This is a genomic window from Endozoicomonas sp. PH6C, from assembly GCF_059322965.1.
In genome coordinates, this window is sequence record NZ_CP185342.1 from 3,815,530 (window position 1) to 3,829,406 (window position 13,877).

The 13,877-nt window shown below is 45.4% G+C and carries 13 protein-coding genes and 2 pseudogenes; 1 reads left to right on the forward strand and 14 read right to left on the reverse strand.

Annotated features, from left to right (window positions below; translation table 11 throughout):
* Nucleotides 1-166 precede the first annotated feature (166 nt).
* The 10 genes and pseudogenes from ACOMG9_RS14620 to folC form a co-directional block, all read right to left on the reverse strand.
* Entirely contained in the window at nucleotides 167-1,249 is a 1,083-nt protein-coding gene (locus tag ACOMG9_RS14620) for a DegT/DnrJ/EryC1/StrS family aminotransferase (protein WP_494529006.1), read from the reverse strand.
* Nucleotides 1,250-1,263: 14 nt separating this feature from the next.
* On the reverse strand, nucleotides 1,264-2,352 hold the full coding sequence (gene gmd, locus ACOMG9_RS14625) for a GDP-mannose 4,6-dehydratase (protein WP_494529007.1): 1,089 nt from the start codon (nucleotides 2,350-2,352) through the stop codon (nucleotides 1,264-1,266).
* 279 nt (nucleotides 2,353-2,631) lie between these two features.
* Nucleotides 2,632-4,206, reverse strand: a complete 1,575-nt coding sequence (locus tag ACOMG9_RS14630; RefSeq protein ID WP_494529008.1) for an IS1182 family transposase — start codon at nucleotides 4,204-4,206, stop codon at nucleotides 2,632-2,634.
* Nucleotides 4,207-4,237: 31 nt separating this feature from the next.
* Nucleotides 4,238-4,633, reverse strand: a pseudogene (locus ACOMG9_RS14635) (hypothetical protein); the annotation flags it as partial.
* Nucleotides 4,634-4,651: 18 nt separating this feature from the next.
* A pseudogene (locus ACOMG9_RS14640) lies at nucleotides 4,652-5,766 on the reverse strand (ISAs1 family transposase).
* A gap of 276 nt (nucleotides 5,767-6,042) precedes the next feature.
* Nucleotides 6,043-6,534 carry a hypothetical protein gene (locus ACOMG9_RS14645; RefSeq protein WP_494529009.1) on the reverse strand — a complete coding sequence of 164 codons (492 nt, stop codon included), beginning with the start codon at nucleotides 6,532-6,534 and terminating at the stop codon, nucleotides 6,043-6,045.
* A complete protein-coding gene (locus ACOMG9_RS14650; protein ID WP_494529010.1) occupies nucleotides 6,531-6,812 on the reverse strand; it encodes a nucleotidyltransferase domain-containing protein in 282 nt (93 codons plus the stop codon). Before ACOMG9_RS14650 ends, ACOMG9_RS14645 begins: the two co-directional genes overlap by 4 nt.
* An 11-nt stretch (nucleotides 6,813-6,823) precedes the next feature.
* Nucleotides 6,824-7,330, reverse strand: coding sequence for a hypothetical protein (locus tag ACOMG9_RS14655; RefSeq protein WP_494529011.1), 507 nt, complete (start codon nucleotides 7,328-7,330; stop codon nucleotides 6,824-6,826).
* Nucleotides 7,331-7,333: 3 nt separating this feature from the next.
* Entirely contained in the window at nucleotides 7,334-7,654 is a 321-nt protein-coding gene (locus tag ACOMG9_RS14660) for a nucleotidyltransferase domain-containing protein (protein ID WP_494529012.1), read from the reverse strand.
* Nucleotides 7,655-8,247: 593 nt separating this feature from the next.
* Nucleotides 8,248-9,546, reverse strand: a complete 1,299-nt coding sequence (gene folC / locus ACOMG9_RS14665; RefSeq protein WP_494529013.1) for a bifunctional tetrahydrofolate synthase/dihydrofolate synthase — start codon at nucleotides 9,544-9,546, stop codon at nucleotides 8,248-8,250.
* A gap of 101 nt (nucleotides 9,547-9,647) precedes the next feature.
* On the opposite strand from folC, the gene ACOMG9_RS14670 reads away from it, so the two are divergent.
* Entirely contained in the window at nucleotides 9,648-10,082 is a 435-nt protein-coding gene (locus ACOMG9_RS14670) for a DUF29 domain-containing protein (RefSeq protein WP_448217427.1), read from the forward strand.
* A gap of 75 nt (nucleotides 10,083-10,157) precedes the next feature.
* Here ACOMG9_RS14670 and accD read toward each other — a convergent pair whose 3' ends face one another.
* The 4 genes from accD to ACOMG9_RS14690 form a co-directional block, all read right to left on the reverse strand.
* Nucleotides 10,158-11,087 carry an acetyl-CoA carboxylase, carboxyltransferase subunit beta gene (gene accD / locus ACOMG9_RS14675; protein ID WP_494529014.1) on the reverse strand — a complete coding sequence of 310 codons (930 nt, stop codon included), beginning with the start codon at nucleotides 11,085-11,087 and terminating at the stop codon, nucleotides 10,158-10,160.
* Nucleotides 11,088-11,175: 88 nt separating this feature from the next.
* Nucleotides 11,176-11,979, reverse strand: a complete 804-nt coding sequence (trpA, locus tag ACOMG9_RS14680) for a tryptophan synthase subunit alpha (RefSeq protein WP_448218648.1) — start codon at nucleotides 11,977-11,979, stop codon at nucleotides 11,176-11,178.
* A 17-nt stretch (nucleotides 11,980-11,996) separates the two neighbouring features.
* The gene (gene trpB, locus ACOMG9_RS14685) at nucleotides 11,997-13,211 is read right to left on the reverse strand and encodes a tryptophan synthase subunit beta (protein WP_448217429.1); all 1,215 of its coding nucleotides are present in this window, start codon (nucleotides 13,209-13,211) and stop codon (nucleotides 11,997-11,999) included.
* The gene (locus tag ACOMG9_RS14690) at nucleotides 13,208-13,819 is read right to left on the reverse strand and encodes a phosphoribosylanthranilate isomerase (protein ID WP_494529015.1); all 612 of its coding nucleotides are present in this window, start codon (nucleotides 13,817-13,819) and stop codon (nucleotides 13,208-13,210) included. Before ACOMG9_RS14690 ends, trpB begins: the two co-directional genes overlap by 4 nt.
* Nucleotides 13,820-13,877: the final 58 nt, after the last annotated feature.

Below are 13,877 nucleotides of genomic sequence, written 5' to 3' on the forward strand. Positions count from 1 at the left end.
GTCTTACGATCTAATAAGTAAAAAATTAAACAAATATTGAAAATAATGTATTTAAAAGCTGCAGGCTTTCTCGTCGCCCATTCAGCTATATCGTAAGTTGTAAAAAATAATAATTAGAGTGAATAAAAAGTTATTCACTCTATTAACAAACTCGTTAATTTTAACTTCAATGAAAAAATTTTTTAATTTCGAGACATATTTCTTCGATTTGCAACTTTGTGAGATCAGGATAACTTGGTAAATTTATCCCTCTCGCACCGAGCGATTCCGCTACAGGAAAAGCATCATTAACCTTACAATGTGGCATTGTGTGCGCTGGGTAAAAAAGAGGGCGTGTTTCAATACCCTTCGATTTTAAATGGCATCTAAGATCAGAACGCACTGCCCCGTCATTAAGCGCTATCGAACACATCCAAAAAGAATGAGTCGTATCAGGTTGCTCTTTATGGCATATGAGAGGGAGATCAGCTAACCCTTCAGAATAAAAATTTGCAATCTGTCTTTTTCTTTCCAGGACTGGTTTTACTGTCTTAATTTGTGCCAAACCAATTGCCGCACAAATATTCGTCATACGGTAATTGTATGCGACACAATCATGCCAATATTCTTTAGTCTGAGATACACCTTGATTTTTCAGATGGAAAGCTTTTTCAATAATAGATTGATCCTTGGCTACAACCATCCCACCCTCACCGGTAGTGATTGTTTTATTACCAAAAAAACTAAATGTTGCTACATCACCGAAGGTCCCTACATGTTGACCTTCATAGAAAGTGCCAAACGCTTCTGCACAATCTTCTATTAGCATCAGATTATGTGTTTTACATATAGAAACCAGTTCATCCATGTCGCAAGACTGACCGTACAGATGAACAGCCATTATGGCTTTTGTTCTTGGTGTGATTTTTTTTCGAACTTCAGCTGGATCTAACTGCCAGGTTTCTTCAAGAGAATCAACGAAAACAGGGGTGGCGCCAGTCTGTATTATCGTATTTACAGATGCGATATACGTCAATGTAGGCACAATCACTTCATCGCCTGCTTTAATACCCAGCGCTTCCAAGGCTAAATGGATTGCAACTGTTCCATTAGAAACACTAGTTGCATGTTTTGCCCCTATAAATTTAGCAAATACACTTTCAAAGCGGCCAATAAACTCACCTTTCGAGGAAATCCAGCTTGAATCAAGGCACTCATTAACGTATCGCTTTTCAAGGCCGGTAAAATGTGGTTGATATACAGGTATCATTTTTTATTAATCTCTCATTCGTGGTGATTAAGATACTTAAAACCATGCTGTTTAACAAGCTCATCACGTTGAGCTTGTTTCATATCTTCCTGCATCATCTCAGCGACCAGCTCTTTAAATGATGTTTTCGGAGACCAGCCGAGTTTTTCTTTCGCTTTGGATGGATCACCTAGTAGAGTTTCAACTTCAGCTGGCCGGAAATACCTTGGATCAACTGCCACAATACATTTTCCGGTAGAACTATCGTAACCTTTTTCTTCGACCCCTTGACCTTCCCAAGCTACGTTAATATCTATTTCTTTTGCGGCAACTTCTACAAACTCACGGACAGAGTGTTGTTCACCTGTTGCAATAACAAAATCTTCAGCTGTGTCTTGTTGTAACATTAACCATTGCATTTCTACATAATCGCGGGCATGCCCCCAATCTCGCAAAGCATCCATATTGCCAAGATAGAGGCAATCCTGAAGGCCTAATTTTATTCGAGCCAAAGCACGTGTAATTTTACGAGTGACAAAAGTTTCCCCGCGTATAGGTGACTCATGGTTGAACAAAATACCGTTACAAGCATAAATATCGTAGGCTTCACGGTAGTTGACCGTAATCCAATAAGAATATAACTTAGCTACAGCATAAGGTGAGCGCGGATAAAATGGTGTTGTCTCTTTTTGTGGCACTTCTTGTACCAATCCATAGAGTTCAGAAGTAGAGGCTTGGTAAAAACGAGTCTTTTTTTCAAGCCCTGCAATTCTTATTGCTTCCAGAATACGAAGTGCACCTAAAGCGTCAGAGTTAGCAGTATACTCAGGCTCTTCAAACGAGACTGCTACATGACTTTGGGCTGCCAAATTGTATATTTCATCAGGTTTAACTTGCTGTACAATCCGAATCAGGCTTGATGAATCGGTCAAGTCCCCGTGGTGGAGTGTGAGGTCGTAACCTTTATTATGAGGATCATGGTAAAGATGATCAATTCGGTCAGTATTGAATAGTGATGCCCGACGGCGGATACCATGTACCTCATAGTTTTTTGAAAGAAGAAACTCAGCCAAATATGCACCATCTTGACCTGTTATCCCTGTAATAATTGCCTTCTTTTTCATAATTGTTCGCTTTAATTGCACAATAAAAAATAAATGTGTTTGAGAGTGAAGATTGGTTGCATTGATTAAATAACTATCAAGCTTTCAATTTCATTAACTCGAATCTAAACATGTTCTTTAGAAGAAGTCCCTTCAGCATTGAGTCTTTAAAGAGGTTCGATATTTGATGACCGCAAAATGAACGACCCCGCGCCCCAAGGAGGGTGTCGTAAAAGCCAAAATTCAAATCCAGTGAAGCACTCTCCTTTGCAAAGTATGATGTTTTACTGCGTTGCCTTCCTAACTGACCCATTTTCTATCAAGTAACCAATATTGTTCAAAAAGCCAACAGAGAAGCTTGTTTAGCGACAAAATAGCGTAAATAATGGCTTTTACAGCCCTGCTCAGGTTGTAAGCCAGCAGATGCAAGCCAAACTCCAATTTAACGTTCTCAAGCCCCTTGCGACGGAAGCGATTTAACCCCTGTATATCCCGCAAGTAGGCAAAAACAGGCTCAACCATTGCCTTTCTCTTGCTAAAGACTTTCTTCGCCTTCGGCTGCTGCATTACCTGCCTTAATACATCCTTAGCGTCGTCCATTGCGTAGCGCTTTATGCGTCGCCCTTTTTTATTAGTCGTACACTGACCTTTGAGAGCACACCCTTCGCAAGGTCCGTTGCCGTAGAGTTTTTGCTCCTTTGTTCGAGTGCTTCCCTTGATTTGACCAATCAGGACAAGCTCTTTACCTGCCGGGCACCAATAAACATCACGGGCTTCATCATAGTAAAAGTGCCCCTTCTGGAACTTGGCCGATGCCTTGGGTTTTCCTGGCTCTTTACCCTCTGGACAAAGCAAGCTGATGTCTCTTTCCAAACTGGTTGCGATGATGTCATCGCTAAAGTAGCCGGCATCCAGCAGCATTTCGTCAACAGGACTCTCTGTTATTTGCTCTGCCTGATCCAGCATTGGTTTTACTGCCGAGGTTTCACTGGTGGGATCAACCGTCTGACCCAGAACGACCCGTTTACTATTAGCGAGTACCGAAGGCTTATAGCTAGCTGCATAGCCTCGCCCCCGTTTCATTTTTTGAACAGTCGCTTCTGGCTCTGTCGGGCTGACGACAGCTTCACCGGACCTGCCATTTTTCTTCTTTTTGTTGCGCTCAATGACAGCCTGATGAACACTGGTCGCCTTCTCCAGATCTTTCTGGCTCTTAGTGCAACCAGGTTGGCTGTCAGCCTTTTCCTTGGCCGCTTCAAGAGCTTGCTGCGCTGCTTCCTGCTTGATCATGTTGTAACTTGAGCAAGCTGCTTCTATTACCGTGCCATCGCCAGCCAGGCAGTTTCCGCCGGAATCCGTTTTTTTTAGTACCGCGCGTGTCAGGCTTTCAAAAAATGCTCCAGTCATAGACTCACTGTGCATATTGATAAAACGCCCAATGATGCCATGATCTGGAAAAATACCGCCAGAGACCCACATGCAACCAAGGTCAACACGAGCCAGTCGTTCCAAAGTTCTCAGTGAAGTTACACCTTGCATGATTCCATAAAGGATCAACCCCATCATATTGCGTGGTGCATAAGGAGGACGTCCCTGTGGAGCGTATCTTGTCTCAAATTCAGACCAATCCTGTTCATCAAGAAGACTGGCGACAGCGAATGGTGCTTTTTGGTCGGTTAACTCAAGATGCTCTTTTAAGCTTGCATTGCCAGGGGTAATGGAGTTTGCGTCTGGAGCAACAAAGCGTCTTGTTTGAGCTTGGTCATCTGAATTGCCAGACTCCTTGAAAGAGCTTTGATCAGAGTTGTGAGTTGCTGTTGAGAAAATATCCAGCTGAGGGTCGTTATTAATCTTAATTTGGCGTCTTGATGTCATGAGGTGGCCGGTAAAACTGCTTTATCTCAGATTACCGGCTTTTGTGGGGTTTTGCGACACCCTCCAAGGGGCGGGGTCGTTCATTAAATTCAATGGCTATGCCCTGCGTTTTAAAGCTTGCTTCAAGAGCATCGATTACATGGCCTACCGCGCCATTTCCAGTATTGACCACCAATTTTATAGGCTTGATATTTACAGGGTCAATATAACCAAGCAAATGTTTTACATAATCATTCAGAATGCTTTGCTGGCTCAGTGAACCACGGGAAGAGGTTTGCCTGAAAGTCTGAAATTCAGCAAGATGCTGAACTTCACGAAGGCCACTGTCACCATTGTTTGGCTGTGCACCACGACCAACAAACTTCATACCGTTGTAGTCGATTGGGTTATGGCTTGCTGTCACCTCGATACCGCCATCCACATCAAGATGGAAGGTAGGGAAAAATCATGAAACCCCACACCCAGCAAGGACTTCAGACAGGTATTGTGTGTTCATGGCTGCCTTTTTCTGTTTACGCTTTAAGCCTGCTTTAAAGGTTTTGGTATTGTTCAACATATTCACTGCCATATGCCGAAAACCTGTGAGCATTTCAGCGGCATTGCCCCTTCTGATTCGACAATCATCTTCTCGCATTGCAACATCCATTTTCCAATGGAGTTTATTTTCGATCGCCCAATGCTCTCTTGCAGCATGTGAAAATTCTTCTGCTGTTAACTTCGCAGAGGAGATATAATAACGGAAACTGATATCATCAGCATTGAACACTTTATCTTCCATTCTGGCAGAGAAAATAATCCCGAGTGTTTTCACTCCTTTCCAATCAAAAGAAAAATTAACGAACTCATCAAAGGTATCACTTACTATGTGAAGGCGTGTTTCCATTCTACCATGGCTTTTCTCTTCGATTCTGAAAGTATTACCATTCCATTGATTCACTTTTTCAACAGAGAAATGTTTCTCAAATGCTTCATAAAGCTTACCCTGGTTGCCTTTTACCGCTAACAAATAATCAGCGCCTTTATCACGATTTTCTTGGCAATATCCCTCTGACACCCCATGGCGTCTATAGTTATGAGGCAGCCACGGATTTCCAGGAGATCAAGCAATTCAGGTATGGCGGTAATCTCGTTACTTTTATCATTAATTTTAATTTGGCCAAGAACCAATTCGTTTGCAGTCGCAAATGCACTCACCATGTGAATTGCACCTTTGTCCTTTCCTTTATCGTAAGAGCCTCTTGCTGTTTTTCCATCAATTGCAATGATCTCACCATTGGTTGTCTGGTGACAGGCTTGCATCCACTCAATAAAGCATTTCTGAATTTGCTTTGGGTTAATAGCAGCAACTACTCTGGAAATTGTATGATGTGAAGGAATACCGTATTCAAATTCACCATACTTTTTTAACCATTGCAGTCTTTCATTGCCGAAGTCTTCAATTTCTTCCCAACCTTCGCAACCTGCAATGACAGCACAGATGGTTAAGAGCAGAATATCAGCAAGTTTATGATCTACTTTCCATTGCTGACGTGCGTCATAAATGACAGATAGCCTATTCATTAAATCAAATGCATTCAATTCCGGGACATCCAAATCTTTTTTATATAAGACAATGGATGTGTATTTTGCTCTATAGGTGGATATCCTTATAGCCATTGAGCTCAGTGGCTTCCGGGGCTTTCATGATTTTTCCCTACATCCATGCTGAGGCCTTATCCTGATGCGCAGTTACAAAACCATAGACGTATTAAAAAGAAAACAAATATAAGCTACAGGTGAATAATTTCAGGGGTTTTCATAATTTCCCCCTGAATGCCAGAGAAGTGGCATTTACCACTAACCACCACCATACCGCCGACAATACCCCCTAACCCTATCAGCCACACCAAGCAACACTGGCGTAAATGCAAGAACCCTGGGAAAAATCAGACTTAATGCCTCCGGCTGGTATTCATGGGCAATACTGTTTCTCAGTTCACGAATTTCTATAAATTCAATGGCGTTATCAATCAGGCCTTTTTTCTCGGCGCGGTTGATTCTGTCGCGAATGGTACCTCCATGCTCCACATCTATGACGTCGATCAGACGGAATATTTTTTGTAGTAAGATGTCGTTAAAACGAGCAAAGCGAGCGGTGAGGGATTCAAATTTTTCCAGAGCTTCAGGGTCTGGCATACTTCCCTTTTCAAGATTTACAGTCTTACAGCGAGCCAAAGACCATTTGAGTAACTCCTCCATTTGCCTCATGCTTTCCAGCTGCTGCTGCAATAACAAGAACTGGTCTTCTTTTATCGCTACTTGTTGCTTAGCGGCTGTGCCATCATTCACAGAGAAACTCCTTCTGCCAATGCTATTCGAGTAAACGGGTCGGAATCATCAGCGGCAATGACCAAGTCTATTTTCTGCTCACCCAGCTTTTCGTAGAGCGCCAATCTGATCCTTATTTTATCGTCAGGTTTCAACTTATCCGAAAGGATAAGTAAGTCTATATCCCCACCTCTGGCCTGGTCATCAACCCTTGAACCGAAAAGCCAAATTTCAGCATCGAGGTCAAACTGCTGAATAGCTGTCACAACGGCTTTTCGTTCAGATTCACTCAACCGCACTTGGCACTCCCTCAACCATCGCTGCATTCTCCAGGTAAAACAGCACCATAGCGCAAGGCAAAATCCCGAATATTGCGGTAGACCGTTAACAACTCGCTGGCCAGCGGCATGGCCCGGTTCAACGTCTCGACATTCAGTTCGCTATCTTCCGGGTAGTCATGGGCAAAAGCATTGCGCATCTCACGAAATAAAGGCCATTGGGCTGCGTTATCAATCACTCCTATTTTTTCCAGCCGGTTGAGCTTATCGATAAAGGTGTTCAACGCCCCCTGCTCTCCCACCAAATCCAGCACCTGAGGAAAGAGTTTTGCCCCCATGGCATCCTGCAATTTACTGAACCGGGTGGCAAATTGATCCATGTACGCCACTTCAGCGGGGGCAAGATTGTTAAATGCATTGACACTCATTGGATACAATCTTTTCACTTCGTCCATCACCCATTCGAGGCGCAATGCATGACGGTCACAAATCCAGAGAGTGCGCCCGATAACGTCTACAACTTGTCTTCCGCTACTCATTCTTTACCCTGCTTTGTTGCCATTCAGTTGAATCCCGCTATTTCTGGCTTCATGGTGAATCGCTTCGCGGTGTTTTCCTCGTCGATAAATGACCAGGTCAATTTTCTGGTCACCAATGTGCTGTTTGATGTCCACCAGGCTGTGGAGTTTGGCATCAAAAACCGCTTCCGGGCTTTGCAGGTCGGTTTCTATATAGATATCAATATCACCGCCACGCTGTTTATCATCAACTCTGGAGCCGAAGAGCCAGATATCAGTTTTGGCACCAAAGTAACGCTGAAGCACATTGCAAATATGGCTCGCATGTTCGCTTGTGATTCTCAATGGTATTGACCTCTCGCTATTCTCTATTAAAAAAGCATCCCGGAATTTTCAAGGTTCATACCACAGGCAGTATTTTCGTACCCGTTCAGTAATATCCAGCAGGGGGGGGGAGCGTAGCCTACAACGGTTGATTCTGTCTCTTACGGTGCAGACATCATCAAGGTCAATGGTCACAATCAGGCGGAATATTTTTATAACATAAAGTCATTAAAGCGGGCAAAACGATTAGTATCAATCTTCCGAATAACAGCCACAATGGCTTGCCACTCTGATTCAGTCAATAAGACCGAATTATCTCTCAAGCATTGTTTTTAGAAAACGCTACCGCCCTCCAGATAACACCCTCTCTGAAAAGCAGCTTAAAAACCGTCTATTTTTTGACTACACGACCACTTATGAAAACTCCAAAACCAAGCAACTGCTGGTTAGGAAGTTTCTCTAAATATCATGGGGTATCACGACAAGAATACCAGTTATACATACACTGACAAGTACCTATCACCCAAAACACACGTCTAAATACAAATATTTTTTATAAAAATACCCATGAGCACGTAACACTCATGCCAGAATTCTTATTTAAAAAGGAACACCTAACTGTCAATGCTCAAAATTGCACCAACCGTCAAAAACGAACCAACAACAAGCACTCTGTCACTGGCTGTTGACTCTTCTTTAAGTTGCTGGAAACCTTGTTCTGCATTTTCAGCGATGACAGGCAGACCAGAATATCTGGCCACTGCTTCACTGAGATCGACTTTATTAAGTGCTCTGGGTGAGTCGAAATCAGCAACAACCCACTCATCTACCACTTCAGACAGTGACTCAATCACTCCGTGATAATCCTTGTCTTTATAGATAGCTATCAGTGCACGAGTCTTCCCTGATACCGGGTCTGACCTCAGGCACTCCGCCAGCTTTGCTGCTGCCTGGGGGTTATGAGCAACATCGAAAACAATCTGAACTTCCTCCCCGCTTTTATTAGTCTCAAGGACTTTTTCATAGCGACCAGGGAGGTGCGATGCTTTTAAACCTTCTACGATGGCATCACGGTTTACAACTTGAGGTAAAAACTGAATTGCTTGCAGAGCAGTAGCAGCGTTATCAATGACCAACGCAGGCACAGGGAGGCCAACATACTCAATACAATCACCCGTTTTGTTCAAACCTTTCCAACTCCATGTTCTGTCTTCTTCTGTTAACTCGAACTCTTTATCTCTTCTGTAAAGAGCTGACTCCAGTCTGACAGCTTGATCGACGATACTGTTTGGTGTCTCCACACCACCAAATATTGCTGGTTTTTCAGAGCGAAAAATTCCTGCTTTTTCTTTTGCTATCGCTTCAATACTGTAACCCAGCCAGTCCTGATGATCCAACCCTACTGTTGTAATAATTGAAATATCGGGCTCAATCATGTTGGTGGCATCGAGTCGACCGCCAAGTCCAACTTCCATGAGAGCGATATCTACTTTTTCTTTCCTGAACACATCTATAGCCAACAGGACTGCGAACTCGAAATAGGATAGCCAGTCACCACCAAGTCCGTCATTTACTTTTTGAAAAGAGTCACAGAGGCTTGCATCGCTCGCTTCAACACGATTAACTTTAATTCGCTCATTGAATCTGCGCAGATGCGGAGAGGTGTAAACGCCGACCTTATAACCAGCCGCCAGGAGAATGGACTCAAGAATAGCGACCGTCGAGCCCTTGCCATTGGTACCACCTACCGTGATTACGAGAGGAGCAGGTTTGATAAGATCCAGTCTTTTGGCCACCTTCCTGATTCTGTCCAACCCAAGTTCCATTTCGTGTTCAGGCCGGGTGTTTTCCAACCAGTCAAGCCAATCAGACAGCTGCTCGAAGGGAGGCTGACTGTTTTGCTGGTATGTCATGCAGGGATTCCTTGGAAGTACATCGTTAGGGACGAATGGTTGCATATTTGCTTAAATCATTCTACATCTGGCTTTGGATGAATCCTTTATGAGGCAATTCGATGACCCAGCAGCTTTACGACACTGATTTTTATAGCTGGACGCAGCAACAAGCCAACTTAATCCGTCAGGGTCGACTGGGAGAACTGGATTTGGATAACATTCTTGAGGAAATCGAAAGCATGGGCAGAAGTGAATATCGCCAGCTTAGTCATCGACTGGACTTATTGCTCATGCATCTTTTGAAGTGGAAATATCAACCCGTAAACAGGAGCACATATTGGCAAGGCTCAGTCGAAGAACAACGGTACCGTCTGAAAAAACTCATCAAGGAAAACCCCGGACTCAAACCCAAATTCCCTGAGATCTTTGCTGAGGCTTACAACGTCGCGAAGATCACAGCATTCAAGGAAACGGGCCTGCAAGAAGCCACATTCCCAACACAATGCGAGTGGCGCTTTGAACAGGTGATCAATGATGAATTTTGGCCAGACTAACTTATCGATTCATTTCTAGAGACTTTCAACTCCCTCCCTCAAGGAAGGCATGATTTTCTTTATTCTAATCACACCTCACCCAGCCGCTGAAATCACCTCTTCCTCAACTGCACTAAAGTCCGAATCCGGCTCAGCAGGCGCAGGGGCCATCCCCTGCATTTTTCTACAAAGTCGAGCAACCGTCGAACGCATATCGCCTCGATCAACAATCATATCGATGGCACCATGCTCCAGCAGAAACTCGCTGCGCTGGAAGCCTTCCGGCAATTTTTCACGAACGGTCTGTTCGATCACCCGCGGACCGGCAAAACCGATCAAGGCACCAGGCTCGGCAATATTCACATCACCCAACATTGCCAGAGAGGCAGACACACCCCCATAAACGGGATCTGTCAGCACTGAGAAATAAGGTACCGCGTGTTGTTTCATACGCTCCAATGCCGCACTGGTTTTAGCCATCTGCATCAGGGAGAACAAGGCTTCCTGCATACGAGCACCGCCACTGGCAGAAAAACAGACAAAAGGAATCTTGAGTTCCAGGCTCAGCTCTGCCGCACGGGCAAACTTCTCGCCAACAACAGAACCCATTGACCCACCCATAAAGCTGAATTCAAATGCCACAGCGACCAAAGGCAAGCCATCAAGCTGGCCCTTCATAGCCACCAGAGCATCTTTTTCCCCCGTCTGCTTTTGGGCCGATGACAGGCGATCCTTGTATTTCTTTGAATCCCGGAACTTGAGCTTATCGACAGGCTCTATCTCGGAGAACAGCTCTTCAGTGCTGTTTTTGTCCAGAAAATACTGCAGACGTTTTCGGGCACCGATACGCATGTGATGATTACATTTTGGACAAACGTACAGATTTCTCTCAAGCTCTGGACGATACAATACCGACTCACACTTAACACACTTGCGCCACAATCCTTCTGGCACATTGCTGCTCTTCTGCTGACTCGCAGAACGTGACAGCGAAGGTATCAGTTTGTCGACTAGCCAGTTACTCATTCACGCTTCCTGTCTGTTAGCAAGACTGAAAGGGGGCACCTGAATGTTCAGGACAATCCCCCATTTTCTATCGCCTTAATTCATTGGGTTAACCTTTATCCATTGCCTGACGCATTGCTTCCAGATGGCCAGAAACCCGGTCGATAGCACCTTCACCCTGGCTTTCATAATTAGCCAGCTCAGATACCAGCAGAGACCCTACTACCACACCATCCGCAACAGAAGCAATAGCGGCGGCAGACTCACCATCACGAATACCAAACCCTACTCCTACAGGCAGATCGGTATACCCTTTGATGTGGGCCACTCTGGACTGAACGCTGTCCAGATCCAGCTTGTTCGAGCCTGTGACTCCCTTTACAGAAACGTAATATACGAATCCTGAAGCAACAGAACAGATCTTTTGAATGCGCTCATCGGTGGTAGTCGGCGTAATCAGGTTGATCATATCAATCCGCCTGGGCTTTAAATGCTCAACCAGATCACCGGCAAATTCTGCGGGCAGATCAACAATCAGTACACCGTCTACACCGGCTTCAGCTGCCCGGGTAGCAAACGCTTCATAACCCATGATTTCAACCGGGTTCAGGTAGCCCATCAGGACAATCGGTGTATTATTATCGTTTTCCCTGAAGCGAGTTACCATTGAAAAAACGTCATTCAATGTAACACCTTGTGATAATGCTCGCTCATGCGCCTCAGCAATCACCGGCCCGTCAGCCATGGGGTCAGAGAACGGAAACCCAAGCTCAATCAGGTTAGCACCACTGGCTACCAGCTTGTGCATAACGTCTACGGTCTTACTTGCCGGATCACCCGCTGTTATGTAGGGCATCAGAGCCTTGTGACCTTTTGAAGACAATCGCTCAAAGCATGCTTTAATTCTCATAATGATTTCTCCTTGAATGCTTAGAACGTAAGTCCATCTATCTCGGCCACAGTGTGAATATCCTTGTCACCCCGACCAGACAGATTGACAAGAATAATCTGATCCTTTGCCATGGTGGGAGCCAGCTGCTCAACAAAAGCCAGGGCATGAGAACTCTCAAGCGCCGGCATAATACCTTCCATACGTGTCAGGCTTCTGAATGCCGCCAGAGCCTCATCATCTGTCACGCAAGGATACTCTGCACGACCCACAGTTCTGAGATGGCTGTGCTCTGGCCCTACTCCCGGATAATCCAGTCCAGCCGATACAGAATAGCTTTCAGTTATCTGACCATCGTCGTCACACATCAGGAAACTGCGCTGCCCCTGGAAAACGCCCTGTCTTTCACCAGACATTCTTGCGGCATGCTCTCCAGATTCGACACCGTGACCACCGGCTTCAACACCGTAGATTTTGACGTCTTCATCCTGCAGGAATTCATAGAACAATCCCATCGCATTAGAGCCCCCCCCCACACAAGCCACCAGTGCATCAGGCAGACGCTGAGTCATTTCCAGACATTGCCTGCGAGCCTCACGACCAATAACACTCTGAAAATTACGCACCATTTCCGGATACGGATGTGGACCACAAACCGTTCCCAGAATATAGAAGGTTTCTTCAGGACGGGTTACCCAGTCACGCAGAGCTTCGTTGATGGCATCTTTCAGTGTTTGAGAGCCACTCTCGACCGGTACCACAATGGCCCCAAGCAGCTTCATTCGGTAAACATTCAGCGCCTGTCGTTTTACGTCTTTAGCGCCCATGTAAACGATGCACTCCAGACCCAGTCTGGCAGCAACAGTAGCGGTAGCCACACCGTGCTGACCGGCACCGGTTTCAGCAATAATCCGCTTTTTCCCCATATGTTTGGCCAGCAGAGCCTGACCAATGGCATGATTGATCTTGTGGGCACCGGTATGATTCAGATCTTCACGCTTCAGGTAGATTTGAGCACCACCCAGACTTTCAGACCAGCGCTCAGCATGATAGAGCGGTGAAGGCCTGCCTACGTAATGAGCCAGATCACGGTCAAAATCAGCCTGAAAATCCGGATCATTCCAAAGCTTCTTGTAGGTCGATTCCAGCTCTTCAAGGACACACATGAGCGTTTCAGCCACATAACGTCCACCAAAACGACCAAAATGGCCGGATTCATCCGGCAGTTCGTGCAACTTTTTATAATCTACAGTCATTGTTTTACCGCCTCGACAAAGGCTTTCATCTTTTCGGGGTCTTTACCCCTGTCATTCTCTACACCACTGCTGACATCGACAGCAAAGGGCGCAACCTGTTCTATGGCTTGCGAAACGTTCTCAGGATTCAGGCCACCCGCCAGAATAACAGGCTTATCCAGACTGTCGGGTATCAACTGCCAGTCGAAGGCCTCACCGGTTCCACCGGGTATACCTTTACGATAAGAATCCAAAAGCAGACCACAGGCACCGGGATAAGCGGCAGCACTTTCCTCAACAGACGTCCCGGGACGTACTCTGAGTGCCTTGATATATCTTCTTCGCCATCGCTCACACTCCTGATCGGTCTCATTGCCATGAAACTGCAACAGATCCAGGGGGACCTGATCCAGAACGTTCCGGATAACCGCTTCCTCAGCGTCAACAAACAAACCCACCAGAGTGATGAAGGGTGGGACCGCACTGGCAATTTCTCGAGCCTTACCAACGGACACAAACCGCTTGCTGGGTGCATAAAACACCAAACCCAGTGCATCGGCACCCGCATTAACCGCTTCAAGTGCTTCTTCTACAGAGGTGACTCCACAGACCTTGATCCGAGTCTTCAACGATACCTCTCCCGTATGTGCCTATTTCCAGTAAAGAACGCCTAAAGCATTCGATAAC

Coding starts and splice junctions, on each gene's coding strand:
- ACOMG9_RS14620 (WP_494529006.1), bottom strand. CDS start 1,249: ATGATACCTGTATATCAACCACATTTTACCGGCCTTGAAAAGCGATAC.
- gmd (WP_494529007.1), bottom strand. CDS start 2,352: ATGAAAAAGAAGGCAATTATTACAGGGATAACAGGTCAAGATGGTGCA.
- trpB (WP_448217429.1), bottom strand. CDS start 13,211: ATGACTGTAGATTATAAAAAGTTGCACGAACTGCCGGATGAATCCGGC.
- ACOMG9_RS14670 (WP_448217427.1), top strand. CDS start 9,648: ATGACCCAGCAGCTTTACGACACTGATTTTTATAGCTGGACGCAGCAA.
- accD (WP_494529014.1), bottom strand. CDS start 11,087: ATGAGTAACTGGCTAGTCGACAAACTGATACCTTCGCTGTCACGTTCT.
- ACOMG9_RS14630 (WP_494529008.1), bottom strand. CDS start 4,206: ATGACATCAAGACGCCAAATTAAGATTAATAACGACCCTCAGCTGGAT.
- ACOMG9_RS14655 (WP_494529011.1), bottom strand. CDS start 7,330: ATGAGTAGCGGAAGACAAGTTGTAGACGTTATCGGGCGCACTCTCTGG.
- folC (WP_494529013.1), bottom strand. CDS start 9,546: ATGACATACCAGCAAAACAGTCAGCCTCCCTTCGAGCAGCTGTCTGAT.